The 20917-nt window shown below is 54.1% G+C and carries 16 protein-coding genes; 2 read left to right on the top strand and 14 right to left on the bottom strand.

Annotated elements, in window-relative coordinates; all coding sequences use genetic code 11:
* Positions 1 to 113: 113 nt before the first annotated feature.
* Both HY913_23080 and HY913_23075 read left to right on the top strand, forming a co-directional pair.
* On the top strand, positions 114 to 701 hold the full coding sequence (locus HY913_23080) for a DUF2062 domain-containing protein (GenBank protein ID MBI4966181.1): 588 nt from the start codon (positions 114 to 116) through the stop codon (positions 699 to 701).
* A 111-nt stretch (positions 702 to 812) separates the two neighbouring features.
* Positions 813 to 1169, top strand: coding sequence for a DUF488 domain-containing protein (locus HY913_23075; GenBank protein MBI4966180.1), 357 nt, complete (start codon positions 813 to 815; stop codon positions 1167 to 1169).
* 361 nt (positions 1170 to 1530) lie between these two features.
* Here the strand turns inward: HY913_23075 and HY913_23070 are convergent, their stop codons facing one another.
* The 14 genes from HY913_23070 to HY913_23005 all read right to left on the bottom strand — a co-directional run bounded on the left by HY913_23070 (position 1531) and on the right by HY913_23005 (position 20913).
* Positions 1531 to 4368 carry a bifunctional transaldolase/phosoglucose isomerase gene (locus tag HY913_23070; protein ID MBI4966179.1) on the bottom strand — a complete coding sequence of 946 codons (2838 nt, stop codon included), beginning with the start codon at positions 4366 to 4368 and terminating at the stop codon, positions 1531 to 1533.
* Between the two features lie 251 nt (positions 4369 to 4619).
* Positions 4620 to 6074, bottom strand: a complete 1455-nt coding sequence (locus HY913_23065; GenBank protein MBI4966178.1) for a DegQ family serine endoprotease — start codon at positions 6072 to 6074, stop codon at positions 4620 to 4622.
* Positions 6075 to 6189: 115 nt separating this feature from the next.
* Positions 6190 to 7083 (bottom strand): YfdX family protein, encoded by an 894-nt coding sequence (locus HY913_23060; GenBank protein MBI4966177.1) that lies wholly within the window; start codon positions 7081 to 7083, stop codon positions 6190 to 6192.
* Positions 7084 to 7993: 910 nt separating this feature from the next.
* Positions 7994 to 8959, bottom strand: coding sequence for an ankyrin repeat domain-containing protein (locus HY913_23055; GenBank protein MBI4966176.1), 966 nt, complete (start codon positions 8957 to 8959; stop codon positions 7994 to 7996).
* Positions 8960 to 9090: 131 nt separating this feature from the next.
* A complete protein-coding gene (locus tag HY913_23050; protein MBI4966175.1) occupies positions 9091 to 9360 on the bottom strand; it encodes a hypothetical protein in 270 nt (89 codons plus the stop codon).
* 623 nt (positions 9361 to 9983) lie between these two features.
* Positions 9984 to 11939: a PAS domain S-box protein gene (locus HY913_23045; GenBank protein ID MBI4966174.1), complete on the bottom strand. Its 1956-nt coding sequence runs from the start codon at positions 11937 to 11939 to the stop codon at positions 9984 to 9986.
* Positions 11940 to 11991: 52 nt separating this feature from the next.
* Positions 11992 to 12474, bottom strand: a complete 483-nt coding sequence (locus HY913_23040) for a hypothetical protein (protein MBI4966173.1) — start codon at positions 12472 to 12474, stop codon at positions 11992 to 11994.
* A gap of 103 nt (positions 12475 to 12577) precedes the next feature.
* The gene (locus HY913_23035; protein ID MBI4966172.1) at positions 12578 to 13975 is read right to left on the bottom strand and encodes a TolC family protein; all 1398 of its coding nucleotides are present in this window, start codon (positions 13973 to 13975) and stop codon (positions 12578 to 12580) included.
* A gap of 70 nt (positions 13976 to 14045) precedes the next feature.
* On the bottom strand, positions 14046 to 15269 hold the full coding sequence (locus tag HY913_23030) for a M20 family metallo-hydrolase (GenBank protein ID MBI4966171.1): 1224 nt from the start codon (positions 15267 to 15269) through the stop codon (positions 14046 to 14048).
* Between the two features lie 680 nt (positions 15270 to 15949).
* Entirely contained in the window at positions 15950 to 17119 is a 1170-nt protein-coding gene (locus HY913_23025; GenBank protein ID MBI4966170.1) for a DUF1343 domain-containing protein, read from the bottom strand.
* 422 nt (positions 17120 to 17541) lie between these two features.
* Positions 17542 to 17964, bottom strand: coding sequence for a phage holin family protein (locus tag HY913_23020; GenBank protein ID MBI4966169.1), 423 nt, complete (start codon positions 17962 to 17964; stop codon positions 17542 to 17544).
* A gap of 82 nt (positions 17965 to 18046) precedes the next feature.
* Positions 18047 to 18820, bottom strand: coding sequence for a slipin family protein (locus HY913_23015; GenBank protein ID MBI4966168.1), 774 nt, complete (start codon positions 18818 to 18820; stop codon positions 18047 to 18049).
* A gap of 81 nt (positions 18821 to 18901) precedes the next feature.
* Complete coding sequence (locus tag HY913_23010; protein ID MBI4966167.1) at positions 18902 to 20227, bottom strand: nodulation protein NfeD; 1326 nt, start codon at positions 20225 to 20227, stop codon at positions 18902 to 18904.
* The gene (locus tag HY913_23005) at positions 20224 to 20913 is read right to left on the bottom strand and encodes a uracil-DNA glycosylase (GenBank protein ID MBI4966166.1); all 690 of its coding nucleotides are present in this window, start codon (positions 20911 to 20913) and stop codon (positions 20224 to 20226) included. The genes HY913_23010 and HY913_23005 overlap by 4 nt, the downstream gene beginning before the upstream one ends.
* Positions 20914 to 20917 lie beyond the last annotated feature (4 nt).

Here is a 20917-nt window from a genome sequence, read left to right as displayed (position 1 = left end):
ATGGCGGGCGTCCCGCGGGGCCGCTAACATATTATAGTAGGCGCCGGGGTCCCTGCCGGCGCATCGGTTTAACCGGCCAACGATCATTCTTCAGCGTGTCGGGACACTAGTTAATGGGTGAGCCATCAAGAAAGGGGCTGTGGGGCCGGTTTCGGCGGATCATCCACGGTAATTTTATCGAGCCCTTAGTCAATTCCAGGCATCCACCGTGGTTTGACGCGCGGGGGGTAGCCGTAGGGCTGGTCGTCGGATTTGGGGTCCCTGTGGGCGGCCACTTCGTGGCCCTGGCCATTCTGAGAGCCATATTCGGATTCAACTTTATAGTGGCTTTCGCGTTCACGTGGGTCTGCAATCCATTTAATATGATCCTCGTGTACTATGGATATTACTTGCTCGGATCTGTGGTGGTCGGCAAGCCTGCCGCCCTGGGCCTTGAGGACTTTGGCAATCTGCTAACTCCCATTATAGAAATGACATACTTCTGGGAAGCCCTATCTGCATTCCTTCAACTGGGCAAAGACCTGCTTGTAAGGTGGTATGTGGCTGCGGCCATGATTTCCGTTGTCTCCGGGGTGATCGGATACGTTGTCACGTACCGGGTGCAGAAACTGCGCTGCCGGCGAACCGCGGAGAAACTCGGAGTGAAATACGAGAAATTCCTCGAGGAACTAGAAAGTGGACCCGCCACGGGACCGACTTGACACCAATAGACTAAATCGGAAGGCAAGGGATCATGCAGGGAAAGGACCGAACAATGGGCAGACCATTCTCCAGGGGATCTTTGACGGGAACGCGGCGGAAAGGAGGTCTAAATGGGAATTCGCGTCAAAAGGGTCTATGACACACCCGAAGACCAAGACGGTTATAGAGTGCTGGTGGATCGCTTGTGGCCTCGCGGGATAAAGAAGGAAAATGCCCGCATCGACGAGTGGGTCAAGGAAATATCCCCGAGTAACGAACTCCGGAAATGGTACGGTCACGATCCGGAAAAATGGGAAGAATTCAAGCGGCGATATTTCATGGAACTCAGGGACCATTTGGAGACAGTAGAGCACCTCGGAAAGAGGGCGTCAGAGGCCACCGTGACATTCCTGTTTTCCAGCAAAGAACTCCGGATCAATAATGCAGTGGCCTTGAAGGAGTACGTAGAAACAAAATTCAAGCCGTGATTATCTCTCGTTCCCAGGCTCCAGCCTGGGAACGCATGCCGGGAGGCTCCTGCCTCCCCTTTACATGAACGATTGAGGACATTAGCGTAGGACGGTTAAAGCGAACCGCATTGCCCGGGAAAGCCGCCCGAGAGATGCAGTTTGCGATTGTTACAGCATCCTACCGGACTAAGTAATGTCCGGGCCAGAGCCCGGACGACAGACATTCCCAGGCTGGAGCCTGGGAACGAGACAATAAGCGAACAAATCGACCCCTCTGGACGTGGCCCTGTAGCGGCCAGAGCCTGCCCCGGACCGCGATCCGAGGTCCCTGCCGGCCCTGCATAATGCAACCTGTTCGAATGTCGGCGAAAGCAGACCGTCACAACGACGTCAAGGCTTGGCTCAACAGCTCCTCGAGAGCCGCCAATCCGCCCAGGGCGTTCCGTCCCAGGTCAATCCTGATGACACGGCGGCCATGTTTGCGCAACGCCTGCAAGTCTCCCAGGGCTTGAGCGTGCTTGAGGACTCCAAAGGTGTAAAGCCGTCCGGGTATCCACACATCTTCCTGATCTTCCGAAGTAAGCAGCAGAAACAAACCGGTGTTAGGGCCACCCTTGTGGTACTGACCCGTGGAATGCAAATAGCGCGGCCCGTAACCTGTGGTCGTTGCCAACCCGAGACGGTTACGCAGGAGCAGGCGTATCGCCTGGAGTGCGCTTTCAGTGTGGTCATCTTCGGTCAAATACGCCTGGACAGCCACATAATCGCCGCCGCGCGCGCTGCTGAAAAATGCCCCCAGGAGGGCTTTGGCGTCCGTAATGGCGAGGTCGGTAGAAAAGAAGGCCAGTCCATCCTCTCTTGCCGCGGGCTTCTCCTCCGGCAACTTGCCGAGTTCCTTTACCGATTTCAACAGACGGTTGGTGTTGTCCTTGCTTTCCTGAACATTGGGCTGATCAAAGGGATTAATGCCCAAAACAAATCCCGCGCAGGCCGTAGCCATTTCCCATCTGAAAAACTCCTGGCCGAGATCCAACCAGTCCCTGAGTCGAATAGTTATTGCAGGATGGCCGGCAGCGATCAACGCGGCCGGGATCTTTTCCGTGGTTTCGCACGGTTCGCTTCCCAATCGAAAGGAGACTAAAAGCCTGTCGGACCCGTACTCGGACGAGCCGATCGGAACTTCGCCTGCGACAGGCAGTATCCCCTTGCCGTCCTTGCCGGTGCTTTCCGCGAGCAACTGCTCCAGCCACATGCCAAGGGCAGAAATTGAATCAGGGACAACAAAGGTGATTTTGTCCCGACCCGCGCGGGCCAGTTCCCCGATGGCAGCGCCCAGTATCAGGCCGGGGTTTTGACTCGCGGGATTGCACGAAGGACAGGCGTATTTCATGCGCAAGGCCCTTTCCAACAATTCGGCCACGTCCAGCCCCATAAGTGCGGCCGGGACCAGGCCGAAATACGACAGAGCCGAATAGCGCCCTCCAATGTCGGAAAAATTGAAGAAAGCGCGGCGAAAGCCTCGCTCCAGTGCAACAGACACTAGCGGTGACCCGGGATCGGTAATTGCAACAAAGTTCTCGCCCGCGCGGTTGCCTTTTACGGATTTCACCTTGTCATAAAAGTAATCGCAAAACGCCAGTGGTTCGGTCGTGGTGCCGGATTTGGTGGCTACAATGAACAGGGTGGTGGGAAGTGAAATCTCCCGTTGTATGCTTAGGATGGTTGCCGGGTCGGTGGTGTCCAGGACAATGAGGGGTATCCCGTTTGCCGTGTGGGGAACCGATCGTTGCAGAACCAATGGCGCAAGACTACTTCCGCCCATACCCATATGCACCACATGGGTAAAACCGTTTTTCTTCGCGGCGGCTGCAAATTGCTCAAGTTGCGGTACCACGGAGATCGTTTTTTCCGCAACGTGCAACCATCCCAAGGAATTGGTGATGGTTTGTCGGGCAGCCGCGTCGGCCTCCCATAAGCTCGAGTCTTTGCGCCATATGCGCTTTGCAAAGCCGGATTCCTCCAATTCTGAGACCCGTTTCTCCACACTGACTTCATAAGGCCCCAATTGCAGATTCTGGTCATCAATCGGTTCTGAAAGCGCTTCTTTGCGTTTCTCGTCCAAGGACCGCATCAACCTGTCGAACGGATGGCTGAATTTCTGAATACCCTCGTGCTCCAGGCGCTGAGCTATCACCTCCAAGTCTATGCCCAGGCTCGGCAGCAGCCCCAAGATCTTTCGGGATTCGGCAAGCCCATCTTCCAGGCGCGTGGCCGGGTTGCCATGGTCACGGTAGGCTGCCAGGGTTTCCATTGGAAGAGTATTGATGGTGTCCTGGCCAATGAGGGCTTCCACGTATTTGACATCGCTGTAAGCAGGGTTTTTGGTGCTGGTGCTGGCCCATAGGGCACGCTGCGGCCTGGCCCCGTTACGGGCAAGTTTCTGGAAACGGTCGCTCGAAAAGACTTCCTTGTAAATCTGGTACGCGAGTTTGGCACATGCAATCGCCACTTCACCGCGACATGAATCGGCAATTTGGCTCTTGTCGCACTTATCTTCAATGACTCGTTCCAGCAGCGGGTCAACCATCAAGTCGATGCGGCTGAGGAAGAAAGAGGCAACTGATGCCACCCGATCCAGCGGCTTCCCGGCAGCCAGACGGGCCTCCAGGCCGGAAATGTAGGCCAACGCGACCTGGTGATAGCGTTCCAGGCTGAATAGAAGCGTCACATTAACGTTTATGCCTTCGCTAGTAAGCTGCGTGATAGCCGGAAGGCCTTCTTGCGTCGCGGGGACCTTGATGAAGACGTTGGGCCTATCTACAGCCTCCCACAGCTCACGCGCCTCGCTCACGGTCCGTTCCGTATCTCGAGCCAAATAAGGTGAGACCTCGAGACTCACAAAGCCGTCGCGGCCGTCAAGTTGGTCGAAAACAGACCGAAAAACGTCCGCAGCCTGTCGCACGTCTTCCACAGCAATTACCTGGTAGATCTGCTCCGCTGTTTTTCCTTGCACGGCCAAGGAACGCACCGCTGCAAGGTAGTCGGTGCTGCCGTCAATGGCCTTCTCAAAGATCGCTGGATTCGAGGTCACGCCACAAAGGCCATCCTCGTCGATAAGCTGCTTAAGTTCACCCGAAACTATGAGGCCTCTGCGGATAAAATCCAACCACACGCTTTGCCCCAATTCCCTGACTCGGAGCAGAGGATTCCTTGTCATTTGTTGCTCCTGTCGCGGCTTGGCAGGCCAGATCGGAAGCAGAATGTAACATCGAGATCAAATGAAAAGGCAATTCAATTCCGACCAGCCCGCGAGCCGCTCCTCGGCCGCGAAAAGATATTTGTTAACATGGCGAGACTGCGTTCAAGAATCACGGCCGCGTCAAATCATGGATGAATTTTCGAGGAAAGCCCTGTGCTCAGGGTTTCCTCTCCCACACAAATTCCCAATTTGGAGTTTTCCCAGCCGGCTTAAGGGATACGGTCCGCAAGATAAATTTTGGCATTGCCTCTCTGAATCATGAGGCGGACGATCCCGGCTTTCTTGGCCTCCTCCACTTCGTTGTTGAAATCGGAAGCTGTGGACACCGGTTTCCCGTCAATTTCGAGGATAATGTCGCCCGGCCTAAGTCCCATTTTGGCGCCTGCTTCACCTGGGCTTATTTGTTTGATCTGCAGGCCGAGCCCCTCTTTGATGCCCAATTTGCTCGCTAAGTCGGCAGGGACCTTTTCGACCTCGATTCCAAGCTCTTTTGAACCTTCAGCAGAAGGGACCGACTTGGCAACGGCCGCTGGGGTCCGTTCCCCTATCGTGACTTCGACATCCATTGTTTTCTTGTCTCTGAAGATGGTCAATTTGGCCGCAGCCCCCGGCTTTTGCAGGCCCACCATATTTTTTAGTTGCGTAGCGCCTGTCACCGGTTGACCATTAAAGGCCACAACGATGTCACCGCTTTTTACGCCGGCTTTCTCTGCTGGGCTGCCCGGAACCACTTGTGAGACCAGCGCTCCGTTTGTGTCGGGCTTTCCGAAAGATTTGGCGAGACTTTCGTCAAGGTCCTGGATGTTGATCCCTAATAGCCCCCGCTTGACCTTTCCGTGCTTGATTAGTTCATCCATGACCAGCTTGGCCGAATTGGAGGGTATGGCAAATCCAACTCCCATGTATCCGCCGGTGCGAGTCGCAATAGCAGTGGCGATACCGACAACCTCGCCTCGGATATTGACAAGAGGTCCTCCGGAATTACCGGGGTTGATGGCCGCGTCGGTTTGGAGGAAGTCCTCGTAGTCAATGATCCCCACATTGGTACGGCCCTTGGCGCTGACGATTCCGGAAGTGACAGTGCTGTTGAGGCCGAAAGGATTGCCGATAGCTAAAACTATCTCGCCGACACGCAGCTTGTCCGAATCACCCATTTGTGCGGTGGGGAGGTTTTGGGCGTCGATTTTGACGACCGCTATGTCGCTCTCCGGATCGAATCCAATCATTTTGGCCTTGAACACTCTCTTATCCGGAAGAGTGACCTTAATTTCATCCATTTCCTTCACAACATGAGCATTTGTTAGAATATCACCGTCAGTGGACACGATTACCCCTGAGCCCATTGCCACCCTCTTAGGGATTACTTCCGGCCCGGGACGGCCTCTGGGCCTTGAAAACTGATCTCCGAAGAATTCCCGGAAAGGAAAGCCCTTGAAAAAGGGTGGCAATTCCTCGCTGGAAGGAGGCGGGCCGGCTTTCTTGGTGGAATTTATATTGACAACCGCAGGCGTGACTTTGCCTGCGACGTTGACGAAGGCTTCGTCCAGTTGCTGGAGAACCGACGGGGGCTGGGTTTGCCCCCGAGTCTGCCCGGCGACCGCCAACAGCATAATTGCCAAAATTGCGGCGAGGATTATGCGTACATTGCGACGATTTGAGTCCATTGATCTTGCTCCTTGAAGGGTACTATTCCGGGACTAGTTTTCGAGGAACTATACGGATTTGAAACAACATCGCACTCTACCGAAGGCATCAAATTGCAGTCATCCGTGCCCGCGTTCAAAACAAATTAGAGACTCGTTCCCAAAAGCTGGTGATAACTTCAACGGCTCCTTCCTTCTTTTGGTCTAAAGTGTCGGAGAGGGTCTTTATCTCCTCAGCCAGGGTCTGGGTCCTCTTTGAAACTTCATCACCCATTTGGGCTCTGTACCCTTCCAGCGCTTCAGCCGCGTTTTTCAAAGCCTGTTTGGCCTCATTGTATTTCTGGTCTGCTGCAGCTCGTGCCGCTTCCATGAGACTGCGCCGCGCTGCCAAGAGTGGCAGGTCAACCTCATCGTATTCGGAAATCACGTGCTCTTGGATTGCTGCCAGTGCCTGATCCGCGCTTTCCAAATCGTTCTTTTTCAGAGCATCCTCGGTTTGTTCCAGGTAATGCTTTGCGTCACGCACATCCAGGAAAGTCCGGGTGAACCTGACTTCCGCATCGCCGGATGGCTCCAAGGCTTCTTTCCCTCCTGCCCATTTCTTAGGCCGTTTGACGGAGGCTCCGGTCCAAAGGAATTCGTCCAATTCTCCGTACATGGGGACAATGAACTGCCTGCGTTTTTCCTCGTTTTTGTAAGTCAGATTTCCTGATTTTATGACAGTGCTTACCTGGTACTCCGGCAGGGCATTTTCGATGATTTTTTCAAGGGACAGTGCCTTTGCCACGTGCGCGGCCGCGGTCTTGCCTCCCGCGTACTTAATGTCCACTCTGGCGTCATTGACATGTCTTAGCAATTCAGAGGCCGCCAGAGAGAGCGACTGCTTCTCCTTGTCCGTCATCTTGGTTGTCGGAGTCACTTTGTATTCGTGAGTGATACGGTCTTCCGCCGAGCCTTGAGCAACTGTGATAGCCGTAAACAAAAAGATGCCTACTATGATGGTTTGTAGGGCCGGTACTCTCTTCAGCATTTAATTCTCCCCCTTGTCTGGTGACTGTGCGACTCAATTTCACGATCAAAATGCAAAGTCAACTTTTGTGCAACTACAGCGGAACAAATACTCTGCTAATTTGAGGCAGTGCTTTTTCTCTTCATACTCCCGATCAATTACTTTGCCTTCTGAGACACCGCTCGAGTGGTCATGGTTCCCCCTTGCTTTGGGGATTTGATGAACCAGCCACCGTCTGAGAAAAGCTTTTCATGGCGCCTGGGTAGGAGTCTGCGTGCTGGAAGAGACGATTCGAAGGTTTCTGCAAAAACTCGTCAACCGATACGGGTTCGCTTTCAAACGGTGAAGATTGCTTATGGCAGTTGTCAAGTTTTTGTCCGTTTCGGGGGAACTCCGTTCCGTCATTCCTGCGGAAGCAGGAATCCAGTCCCGCGTCTCGCTGGATTCCCTGGGTTCCCGCCTTCGAGGGAACGACGGGGTGCGCAAAGCAGAAATGGCAGGAGGGCTGTCGGGGGCCAACGGACATCAATTTTGGCAATTGCCATAGGTCCAAATCAGCACTGACCTGGTGCCCAGGTCAGTGGCACCCAACAGCCAATCAGGAGCCGCCCTGGGGAGCCACCGTCCACAGCTTGCCCAGGTCTGCACTGGACGTAACAGTCTTTTCACTGTTTGAACGTGACCTGGTATAAAGCCCCGGTGGAGTACCAGGCTGCAATCGCCCTGAAACATGACGGCCAGGAAGCCCGAACCTGCTTGCCCAGGCCCTTGGAGCCCAACACCAGAGCGAGGCTAGGGTTATCAGGCGCTCCCGGCCTGAAAATCCGGTCGGTGCAGGAGAGGGCGGGGGCCTAGGAGCCTTTTTTGGACGCGAGTCGGCATGAACCGAAAAGCTCCGAAGGTGCCGGGGAGAAGTAAACGGAGTCTCAACTCAAGAAGCGGCCCTCAAAAGCGGTTTGACGTTTCGATGGTCTACTTGACGGCCTCGTCGCTGGAGAGGCTCCGACCATCGAGCCTGACTCAAGTGCCGTATCATAAGTAGTCTTACAATTTCAGTTTGTTTCGCCGCGTGAGCCGTAAAGAGCGCCGTATATCCCAAGTAATTTTTGAAATTGATATCAGCGCCTTTCTCCAAAAGCAGTGCGACCATTTCCCGATGACCCGCGGAAGCCGCCAACAATAAAGGTGAATAGCCTTTTGTTGTCTCAAGGTTGACGTCTACTCCGCAGTCCAAGAGCATCTCAGCTATCGTCTCGTAATTCTTGAAGCAAGCCCACACCAGAGGGGTGTTGCCATCTTTATCGGATGTGTCCGGAGAGGCCCCGTTTTCCAGGAGAAGCGCCGCCATCTCGGCATGCCCCCTCACGCAGGCCCAGAAGAGAGCGGTTCTCCCGTCCGCGTCGGTGGAGTCAATGCAGCCCGAAGCAGGCAGGATTGCTGTGGCAACTTCGCGGTACCCTTCCTTGGATGCCTCTATCAAAGCAGTGATGCCGCGGCGGTCGGCCAGACCGGCATTAGCTCCGCCGTCCAATAGCAGTTGGACCGCCTCTTGGTGTCCACCTCGGCATGCTGCCATTAATGCGGTCCCACCGACCTTTGTAGTCGCGTTGATCTCGGCTCCGCGTTGCAACAGCATTCCGAGTATATCCGTGCTACCGGTCAGAGCAGCCAGAATTAGAGCAGAAGTCCCGTACGCTGTGTCTCTGGCGTTTACATCCGCTCCGAGATCCAACAACAGCTCAACGAGTTCGGGCTGTCCCCGCAGACAAGCCTTCATCAGAGCTGTCGCACCAAACCGGTCTTTGGCATTGACATCGGCCCCATTTGAAGCCAGCGCCTTCACCTGCTCAAGACTGCCTGATTCAGCACAACGGATAAGTCTAAGATGTTCTTCCATGAATTGCCCTTTTTACCGGCGGTATTTGCAGCAGCGGCGGGCTTGTGGAGACCAAACCGCGGGAAAGGATCAATTCAACAGCCGGCACTGAATGGAGATTGTTCTTCATATCCAGGCTCCCCACCCGGGGTCTATTTCACGGGGCCACGTTTGGGAAAAGGCACGGAGATCGGGCTGATGCGCGGCATTTGAGGCTGTGCGGGCATTACTCCCGACAGGAGCGCGCGAATCTCCGAGAGGTTTACAGCGTTCGAATCCAGCTTAAGGTCCGCGGTTCTTGCGACAGCAACCCCCGGCTGAGTCCGGCTGAGGTCCGCAGAAGGCAGTTCCACGATCATCACTACCTCAGACTGGGTTAGCAAGATAATGACCCCTATCAGCAAATGAAGGAGCGCTTTCATTGTCAATTCTCCTTTCCCGCAAATGCATCTGGCTTACTCGCATCAATTACCCGTGCTCAAATCAATTTTGCGCGGCCGGCGAGGACACCCTCGCGGGCTGGGGCGCCGTACTGATCGTCGCTTTCCCTCAAAGCGACAGCTGGCGGCGATCGCGTAGTAGGCACTTCAGGGCGCCTGACTAAACCCGCTAATTATGTTGTTGTGAGGGGGTTGGCTCCCGCTAATCCATAGGCAAGCATTTTTCGTGCCAAATTGAGGTCGGCAAAGGGAGGGTGATTTTCCTCAGGAATGACGAGCCGCAGACGGTTTGTACTCCCATCAACTGTAGTATGCGTTTGGAAATTTGAAGGCAACTACGCGCATGGAAATTTGTCACGATCGCGCACGCTTCACGTTTTTTCAGCAAGTTACAGCGTTACCAACTGTCAGAAAAACGCTCATCGGTGGTATGCGCGTCCGATTTTCGCTCATAATTGAAACAAGGGTCGTGGCAGCCCAGAAAAAAGGCTATGTGTCACGACGAAGCTTTTTAGTTTGCCGTAGAAATCCACGCGCTTTCCGCGTGGACCTTTTCCGCCACATTGTGGCGCGCGATCCACAACATTGAGGCGCGCAGTCAACAACTAACCACTCACGTACAACTCACCGGCCGCCCTGTGCGGAAGCGTAAAGAAAAAAGTCGTCCCTTCTCCCGGAACAGACTCGACCCAAATTCTGCCGCCGTGCCTTTCTATTATCTTCTTGGTGAGAGCCAGTCCAAGGCCGGTTCCGGGATAGTCGCTTTCACGGTGGAGGCGCTGGAAGATGGTGAAGATACGTTCATAATATTGGCGCTCGATTCCGATACCGTTGTCCGAGACGGAGAAAACGAATTCCTCTTGCTCTCTGCGGGCCGAGATATGAATACGGGGACGCTTCTCATTAAATTTAATAGCGTTGGCCAACAGGTTTTCGAAAACCTGGACCAATTGGGCGCTATCCACCACCACCGTTGGCAGAGGATCGTGAGTTATTGTTGCCGCCTTTTCTTCGACCACTGATTGAAGCCCTGTCATCGCCCGATGAAATACTTGCTCGCAATCGGTGGGCTCGAAAACGCCGCCACGCGCGCCTACTTTGGAGTACGCGGACAAGCCGTCGATAAGCTGTTTTAAACGGATGCTGGAACTTATTGCGTAATGAATCAATGTGCGTGCGTCCGGGCCGAGTCTATCTTCATATCTCCTTCGCAGGATTTCCATGCAGTTGGTAACGTTTCTGAAAGGCTCCTGCAGGTCATGGGACGCCACGTACGTGAACCTTTCCAAATCCGCGAGAGTCTGGGAGAGTTCCTTCGCGCGTTGTTCCAATGCCTCCTGGGAACGCTTGCGCTCCGTTATTTCCCATTCCAGCTGCTTATTTGCCTCAACCAACTCAACGGTCCGACGCTTGACCCGTAGCTCCAGTTGGTCGCGAGCCTCCTCAAGCGCTTCTTCAGCCAGTTTGCGATCGGTTATGTCGCGGAAGATCTTGAGCTTGGAAGCGGTGCCGTCAGAATTGATGACCGGCGTCTCAATCACATCGTAGGTCTTCCCGGTCTTCTCCGAATGCCAATCCCACCTGGCGGTATGGTTGCCGCATGCCTCAGCATTTGGACAAGCCGCACACGGGCCGCTCTCGTCACGAAAATACTCATAGCACTTGCGGCCCATGACCTGACCGAAGTCTTCCTCCAGGACGTGGTTCACATAGCGTATGCTGTCATCCTGGTCTACCATGCAGACCCCGTCCTCTATGGCTTCAAAGATGTTCAGCAGTTTGTCCCGCTCTTTTCTGAGGGCAATCTTCTCTCTCTTCAAGTCTTCGGACAACAGGGCGTAAGGCTTTTGGATCCCTTTCTCCACAATTGCTCTATAGATGAAATAAAATGCCAGGATTTTGAAGTAATGGCCGAGGAAATTGGCCGGTCCATATACGCTGAAATACAACGTGAACGCCAATTCCGAAATAACCGTCACTACGATTGAGCAAGCGATCAACACGAAAACGTCACGATCGAACTCATCGCGGCATTTCACCAACAGTCCTAACGAGGCAATCAGAATGGCAGCTATAATGTATTCGCTGATTATCTTGAATTGTGTGAGCCCGGTCCCCTCCACATAGCAATCGGGGAAGACCTTCCAGTAAAAGATGGACGCAAAAGTCACGGCAGACAGAATTGCGAAGGCAGGTACAACTAGGCCGAGCCTGACGCTGCGTCTCAGGAAAAGCGGCGCGATTAGGAGAGAGCCGCTTTGCATATACCGCCCTGCGATCCAAAGTTGAGTCGGCAGGTTGGCATCGTACCCCACAAAAATGTCCATCCCCTTGTAAGCCAAAGTGTGTACCAGGTCGAACCCGGCCACGAACAAATAAGCCACTCCTACAAAAAGGAGATAATTGTTGTCCAGGTACTTCCGGGAGTTCCATGCAACGAGGAAGATGCCGCAGGCAACCACAATGCTGAATATTTCCGCGAGGCTGTGGAAAAGGAGAAAATTGTACAGACTCGCCAAGTACAAAGCCGCTAGAAGGCCGGTGGCAACGGCGAGCCACAAAAATATTCCTGAGTCGCGAGTCTGGCTTGTCATGGCGTATGGAATCGGTAGATTATTCGGACGAAAAAGCGGAGGACGATCCTCCACTTCGGAGCTGTTGAATGGTGAGCCGGGATCTTTCCCGTTGAAGTCTCCGCTGGATCTGGGCCGCCTGGAACTCGGCATCGACAGAAAGCTGGTTGGCTTCTCGAGCAAGGCCTTCAAGCTGCCTCTGCAACTGAGCCAATCTCCTGGAACAATTAACCAGGTCGGTTTGCGGGACCCTGTTTATGTTGCCTTCCGGGTCGCGGAGAATCGTCGCGTTGGAGGCATCCTGGATGCACCGCCTGGCCTCGTCTATTTGTCTTTCGATGTCTGCCTGCTTCATCGCCAGAATGTCTTGGCGAATTACAAAGCTACTGGCACGACCCGTCGAAGGGGACACCGGTGTCGCGGAAGCCGCCCTGGATTGCGCCATGCTCAGAGGAGTCAGCAGCAGCCCGCCGAGAAAAAGAACGCACAAGAGCTTAAGGCACAAATCCATTTTTTTTGCCATAGCCGGCCGGCCGGGGCACGGCTCGCAAATGGGGAATCGGGTGGTACCTCTATCAGACCTTATGCTGGGATGTGAATGCAATTGCCACATCTTCGAGCAGCCCTCAGCGTCTCAGTGTGCCCATCCTTCTCTCAAGGATGGCCTGGTTAATTCGATACCCCACCAGAGAAATGTAATAGTCGCCCTCGGCCTGTGACAACTGCCTCTGCGCGTCCAGGACTTCAATATACGTTGCCACCTGCTCTTTATATCTCTCCTGGTTAATGCGAAAATTCTCACGCCTGTATTCCACGGCCGCGCGGTTATTCTGGATGTCGCTTTCGGACCTTTTCATGTCGAGAAACGAATTCTTGACTTCTTCCATTATTTGTTCAACCAGTTGTTCTCTTGCCACGAAGGCCCTGGCTTGAGAAGTCCGTCTCTCCTTCACTGTTTCACGGCGCCTGAAGATGTCGAAGGTCCATGAGAGCACGCCTTGTATTCGCCAATCGTTGATGGCCTCAGGATCGAACGGATTCCAGTCGTCATTCGTGCGAGCGCCCAATGCCTGAACAGCGACAGACGGAAGAAGGTCCGCCTTGGAGGATTTGACCAGCGCCATGGCCTGTTCCACCGATATGTTTGCCTGTCGGATTTCAAGCCTGTTGCCGGCCGCTGTGGCATAAATCTCCGGTATTCTGAAAGGATTTGGACGATACGCTATATCTTCTACTACTTGGGTAAGTGTCTCCTGCGGGTAACGAAGAAGAAAATTCAGCGTGGCTCGGGATTTTTCCCTGTCCGTTATCGCTTGTGTCCTCTGGATCATCGCTTGAGCCAACTGGCCTTCAGTTGAAAGCACATCCACTTTCGCGACAACACCGGCCTTGTAGAATTCCGTAGTTTGATTTTTCAAGGCCTGAAGGGCCCTGATGGATGTCTCAGCCACTTCGAGCAGCTTTTGGGCCTGAATCATCTGATAGTAAGCCTGGTACACGTCGAGAATCAGGTCCTGACGATCGACTTCAAACTGTATCGCAGAGTAATCGACACCCAGCTTGCTGAACTTGTAATCATTCAGCAGTCTTCCGCCGGTATACAGGGGCTGGGTGACAGTCGCGGTCAAATTGAATGTGCGATAGGGGTCGATACGGAAGGGGTAGTTCCCGGCGCCAAATCCTCTGCTGTCGTGGGCGGTCGCAAATGCCTGGATCTGGCTGGCTTGCTGGTACCTGTCCGCACTTGCTGAATACTGAATATCCATAGACGGGAAGAAATCGGAGAAAGCCTCGCGGCGCTGATGCTCTTTTTCCTGAACCGCCAGCCTGGAATCAGCCATGCGCAGATTTCTAGCCACCGCGATTGCAACGGCCTGGGCTATATCCAATTTTCCGTTGGCAATACGCGCCTTATGGTTGCGATCGGCTTGGCCGGCTGCGTGCGACTGCGGAGGCAACGTCAACAGGACCACGCCCGTGAAGGCCATGAAAAGCAATCCTATCAGGGGCCTGAAACGATCCATACCTCCCAACCCTCCTCGGGACAATACCTCAACCCGGAACCCGACCGGGACAAACACATAAAACAACAGGTCAAATCATCATCCGTGCGAAAACCTTTGCGGTAGCCACCAAGTTCTCAACGGAAATCTTCTCGTTCGGCGCGTGAGCGGTCTCCAGGATCTTTCCCCACACCGCGGCTCGCAAGCCCCGTTTACGGAAGAAGGCCGCCACTGTCTGCCCCCCGATGCCGTGGGGCCTGGCTTGGACTCCGCATACCTCTTGAACGGCTTGGGCGAGAGCCACCACCACCGGAGAATCCGGGGGGGTAGGTTCCGGCGCCTCAAATTTCAGGTATTCCTCAACACTGGTTTTGACTCCGAACCGGGAGCCGATCTTTTCGGCCACAGCCTGCATTTCTTCTATAACCAGCGCCAAGGGGATCTCGGGGAGAACTCGGCAGTCAAAATAGAAGACGTCCTCTCCGGGAATAGTGTTAATATTTGGTACGTTCGCGTCTTTCCTTGTGGGCTCAAAAGTGCTCACCGGCGGATTGTAAAACTCATTGCGGCCATCAAAACGCCTGGCGAGAGCCTGATCCAAGTCAACCATGAAGTGGGCCGCGGCCCTCAAAGAGTTACGGCACAAATCCGGCCGACTGGCGTGGCCTTGTTTGCCCTGCACTTTGAAGCGGACGTGCAACAGATGCTTCTCGGCTACCTCGACGTTGTCTCCGTCCCTGTTTCCAGCGTCCGGGACCAGAATCAGATCGTCCCGGCTGAATAAATCCAGTCGTTGCCGCAGGACGTAATCAAGGCCGTATAGACTTCCGGATTCCTCATCGGAGACCAGCACCAGTCCCACGTTCAGCCCGAAGCCGCATGTTTCCTTCACCGCGCGAGCCGCAAACATACTGGCCGCCAAAGCCTGACCGTTGTCTTCAACGCCACGGCCGCACAGAATCCCGTTTTCCAGGCGAGGCTCAAAGGGCTCTTGCCGCCAGTGCTTCATCTCGCCGGGCGGCACCACATCAATGTGGCTCAGGATCCACAGAGTCCGCGACGAATCCTTCCCATTAAAGACCACAGCGAGGTTAGGTCTGACACCGTCAGGCACGCGGTCATCCGGCGCGTGGATTTCTTCCACACGGTCCGGCCCCAACGCGAGAACGGCCTCACGTATCACGGAATACTTCTCCATCTCGCCGGTTCCCTCGTTTTCCGGTCCCAGCGCGGGTATGGAGCAAATACCGATGAGGAATTCCACACACTCGTCTTTAAGATCGTCTATTCTGCGAGCGACTTCCTGGAATGCCACCACTCCTCCCAAATGAAGACAAAATTCCTAACCCTGAAGGCAGACCTCGAATGCGCCATGTTACGGGAATTATTCAGCACCTGTCAAGCGAGAAAACCAACCGGCTCGGAGCAGGCAAGCGCCGCTGGCGGCCAACGCGGCAATGACCACGAAGAATCACGGGCATGGGGGTTCGGGAATGGGGCCGGAAAGGAAACTCTCGCCGGATTTCTTTATACCGGTTGCCAAAAGAAATATTCGTTTGGCCACGAGATAATTCGTCTGGTTTTCAGATCGTATCGACGGGGGCTATTTTGCCAGAGCATTATAACGCCCGTCGTTCCCGCGAAGGCGGGAACCCAGGAAATCCCGCGAGACGCGGGACTGGATTCCTGCCTCCGCAGGAATGACAGAATGGAGTGCTTGCAAATCGGACAACAATTATGGCAACCGCTGCAAGTGACGGCCAAACGAGCCTCATACCAAATCGCTGTCAAACATTGAATAATTCGTTGAATCAGACACGGACCTGGCAAAACCCGAGTCTGTGGCACCCCTGGGCCGATATTGATTGGCTGTTGGGTGCCACTGACCTGGGCACCAGGTCAGTGCTGTTGTTGCTGCGAGGTCATCTTGGCAGTTTGAAAGCAGGGTGGCGTCACAGGTCGCTCCTCAAGAAAACCCATTTGGCCGTCGCGTGTTTAGGTATAAAGAAGGTAGCGAGCCCGGACCTTCAGGAATTCATCGAGATCTTTGGTCCATTCCTTTTCCATTTCCAATATGGAACAACCGTTTTCCAAGGCTTCGCGGACCTGCGGGTCGCCCAGAATCACATCGATGGGTAGTTTGTCTTCGACATATTCATAGGGAGGGGGAGTCCACCGAAAGTCGGCGGGGTACAGCTTCAGGAGTGCGGACAATACACCTAACGTGAATCTGTAGGGTCGAAACGATTTGCGGTCAGTGACGTGGATTTGAAATCCGCGGCAAACCTGGCCCGCCCATTTGTTGAAGGTAGGCCTGAAGTCGGTTTCCCTGAGCACCGCGCCGTCGAGGCATCGTGGTTCCAGGGCTGCCAGCAAGTCATCGGGTTCCAAGTAAGGCGAGCCGAATATCTCGAAGGGCCTGGTAGTGCCGCGTCCCTCGGACACGTTGGTCCCTTCCAGAACCACCTGGCCGGGATAAACGACCGCGGTTTCGACGAGGGGCATGTTAGGAGAGGGGAGCACCCAGGGAATGCCCGTCTCATCAAAATATTCGCTGCGGCGCCACTTAGTGACCGGGATAACCGTGAGTTCGCATTTGATCGCGTATTCTTCGTTGTAAAGGGTCATCAACTCGCCCAAGGTGAGCCCATGTCTCATTGGAATGGGAAAAGGGCCTACGAAGGAGGAGTAATCCTGCTTCAAGACATTGCCCTCAACTTCCAATCCGTTGAGAGGGTTCGGCCGGTCCAGGATTACCACTTTTTTGCCCGCTTCAGCGCACGCCTGCATGAGATAGAGCACTGTAGTGGCGAAGGTGTAAACCCTGGTCCCCACGTCTTGAATGTCCACGAGTATGGTGTCCACCGGTTCGAGCATTTCCCCACTAGGCCGGCGAGTTTCCGAATAGAGGCTGTATATGGGCAGGCGGAGCCGACGGTGAGTGGCGTGTCCCGTTTCCAGCATGTTGTCTTGCTCCGTGCTCGCAACTCCGTGCTGAGGTCCGAAAAGGGTAACAAGCCTGCCCGGAAACGCTCGATCGATTAATTCCGGCGCGGCGCGGAAATGGGAATCCACGGATGCCTGGTTATAGAGCAGGCCAAGTTTGCCCTCTCTAGCGAGCATATCGGGCTCTCGCAAGAGCCTTTCCAGGCCCGTTGCTAACATGAAACCACCTTTCTTGTGTCATCGCACGTTATAGCAATTGCCCAAAATAATGTCCGATTCTGAAGAGGACTTTTGTATTTGGTAGTCTCCCCTTTGGCGGGACCGCTGCGCGGTGGACAATGTGCATATAAATCAATCACGCCCCTGGCGTGACAGGGACGCCGGACCCTACCAACGCATTGGAATCTGTCTTTGCGATAAGGTCAAAAGTTTTGGCAACTGCTATAACGGCGGAATTTTTTGGCCAATGAATATTATGCGCTTCGGCGAGGCACCGGCCTCAGGTTCCCAGGCATAGCCTGGAAACCTGAGGCTATGGGAGAGTTTTTGGAGAGGGGGTGCGGGGGAGGCCCTTTTTGCAAAAAGGGCCTCCCCCGCATTCTTCTTCTTCTTCTCCTCCTCTTCCTCCTTCTTTTCCCCTCCTATTCCCACTTGCCGCCTTTGCCGCGGTGCATATCTACTGTGCCGTTCCATCGCCGGACAATAACGGTTCTTTCGCCGCCGCCTCCGGCGATGGCGGAATTGACAATCCACGAGACGATGCTGACGATGATGGACGCAAAAAAAGCAGACCAGAACGACGCAACGTGAATACCCGAGACGACCGCGCCTGCCAATTGGAAGAGCAGAGCGTTAATTACGAGAATGAAAATCCCTAGTGTGACGATGGTCAAGGGAAGCGTCAGGATGATCAGAACAGGCCTTACAAGGGCGTTTAGGATGCCCAGAATGGCGGCCACGGCCAGTGCCGCGCCAAATCCTTCGACCTTGACCCCCGACACCAGGTACGGGACCATGAGAATCGCCAGTGTCGTTACCAACCACCTTATCAGTATTCCGGGCATGGCTTTTTCTCCCCTGTGACCGGCCAGGCGCTTCGCAGACCGACGGGCTTGAAGATCAATTATCTTCCCGGAGACGGGTCTGTCATTCTTCGGATTCATACTTGCTTGTCTTCCCTCTTCTGAGAAACGGTTCCAGTAGATCTATGGGAACCGGAAAGATCGTGGTGGAATTCTTCTCAGCGGCAACTTCCACTAGGGTCTGCAAAAATCTTAACTGCAATGCCGTAGGCTCTTTCGCGATAATAGTCGCAGCCTCGGCCAAACGCGTTGCCGCCTGGTATTCGCCTTCAGCGTTGATGACTTTAGCGCGTCGCTCCCTTTCAGCTTCAGCCTGCCGCGCGATGGCCCTCTGCATCTCTGCGGGGAGGTCGATGTGCTTAACTTCGACCATGCTTACTTTTACGCCCCAGGGTTCAGTATGGCGGTCGAGAATTTCCTGGATCTGCAAGTTCACTTTTTCGCGTTCTGCAAGGAGTTCGTCGAGTTCCGATTGGCCGCAAACACTCCTAAGCGTAGTCTGCGCAAGCTGTGAAGTCGCGTACAGATAATTCTCCACTTCAATAACAGCCTTGGTGGGCTCCATAACGCGGAAGTAAATCACCGCGCTGACCTTTACGGAAACGTTGTCACGGGTGATAACGTCCTGTGATGGCACATCCATAGTAACTGTGCGGAGGCTCACCCTGACCATGCGATCGATGACAGGTATGAGAAGTATGAGACCGGGTCCTTTGAAATTGATAACGCGGCCTAGACGAAAAATAACTCCTCGTTCGTACTCGTTCAACACTTTGATGGCCATAGAGAGTAACATGAGACCGAGCAGAATAAGGATCCCGAGCGTGTAACTGATCATGAGGTCCCTCCTTCATATAAAGACGCGTCATGTTTCGGATGAACAAGCTGCCCTTCGTTCCGGTGAAATTGAGTAGGAAGGTCAGCCGCTTACGTCAGTGGTTACTATTAGACGAAGATTCTCCACTTTGACTACCCTGACTTTTTCTCCTTTCGGAATGTACCGGTCTGAACGGGCGTTCCAGTATTCGCCGTGAAGAGAAACCCGTCCTTCGTTATCAAGCTCGGTAAGCGCCACACCGACTTCCCCTACCAGGCCCTGGTCACCGGTTCTGGGCCTTTTCATATGGGCCTTCACCACAAGTCCGAGAGCGAAGATGAAAAAGGCCGAAACACCCGCCACCGTAGGAATAACAACCCCCCAAGAAACCCGCATGGCGGTCTCTCCGGTGTCGAAAAGCATGATTGAACCTAGCGTGAGGCTTATTATGGCCCCAAGCGACAATAGCCCGAATGATGTTACCTTCAACTCAACAATGAACATTATGACAGCCAATATAATAAGCATAATCCCCACGTAGTTGACCGGAAGGACCTGGAGGGCAAAGAGAGCAAGAAGGAAGGAAATGCCCCCTACCACACCGGGAAAGATAAGGCCGGGATTGTACAACTCCATAAGGATCCCGATCCCCCCTATCATCATCAACAGGTAAGCAATATTCGGGTTGGCAATCACGTCAAGGATCTTGAAACGCAACCCGGTTGTTATTCTTTCCACCTTTGCGCCCTTGGTGTGAAGCACAACGGTGCGACTGTCCTTTTCAACCTTACGACCATCCAGCTTATCAAGAAGATCAGGAACAGAATCGGCTATCACATCAATGACCCTAAGATCCAGCGCCTCTTTCGAAGTTATGGAAACGCTTTCCCGGATGGCCCTTTCGGCCCACTCCGCGTTGCGGCCTCGCTTGGTCACCACACCTCGCATGTACGCGGTCAGATCGTTGATGACTTTTTCCGACATGGACTTCTCAATCTCCTGGCCGCCTCCGCCAACAGGGTGAGCCGCGCCGATATTCGTGCCCGGCGCCATTGCAGCGATATCAGCCCCCATGGTAATTAACGCGCCGGCAGAAGTGGCCGAAGACCCACTGGGCGCTACATAAACAATAATGGGGAGTTTCGCATTGATCATCTCTTTTATTATGGTCTTTGTAGTCGAAACCACACCGCCGGGTGTATCCAGGCGAATGATTACGCAGGCAGCCTTACTCTCTTCGGCTTTTTGGATCCCTTTGATGATGTAGTCCGAGAGCGCTGGATTTATGGTACCGTCCACGTCGAGCAAGTATGCTACAGGCCGTTCGTCGGCCTTTTCCGCGCTGAAAAGAGTTTGGGGGCTTCCCTGCAACAGTATAAGGCCTGACACAAGCATGGCCGCGTACAAAAAAGTCCTTCTTGAATTCATGGTTTGGCTCCATTTTCGGACACCCGAAGGCACAGCAGTTCCATGACCTTCTGGAGGTCCGCCCAGGCTTCCCCTTTGCATCTTCTGTCCGGCTCCTGCCTGAGGAGAAAGGATGGATGGTACGTCGGCATTAGAGGTATGCCTTTACGGTCGAAAAAGCGACCCCTCAAACCGGATATGGATTCGTTGGTTTCCAGCAATGTGCAAGCTGCGATTCTGCCCAGCGTCACTATGACATCCGGAGATATTGCCGCAATCTGGGCCTCCAGAAAAGGAAAACAAGTGCGGATCTCTATCCCCGCGGGGTCGCGGTTGTCCGGCGGGCGGCATTTAACCACATTTGCTATATAGACTTGCGATCGTTCCAGGCCCATCGCCGCAATCATGCGTGTCAATAGCTGCCCGGCTCTGCCCACAAACGGTCTGCCTTGTCGGTCTTCATCAGCTCCAGGCCCTTCTCCTATGAACATCAACCTAGCTCGAGGGTTTCCTTCTCCGAAGACGATGTTCCGACGTCCTTTGTGCAACGGGCACCGAACACAGTCGCCAAGGTCCGTGCGTACGGCCTCCAAAGAAAGGTTTTCACCGCGGGGAACCAGTATCTCCCGAAACCCCAGGTTCACTTGAAACTGCAAGTAGCTCTTTGCTTTTTGCAGCCAGTTTGCGGATTCTTCATTCATTGGCATCAAT

Source organism: Desulfomonile tiedjei (assembly GCA_016212925.1).
Taxonomy (GTDB): Bacteria; Desulfobacterota; Desulfomonilia; order Desulfomonilales; family Desulfomonilaceae; genus JACRDF01.
This window is presented reverse-complemented; position numbering and strand designations above follow the sequence as displayed.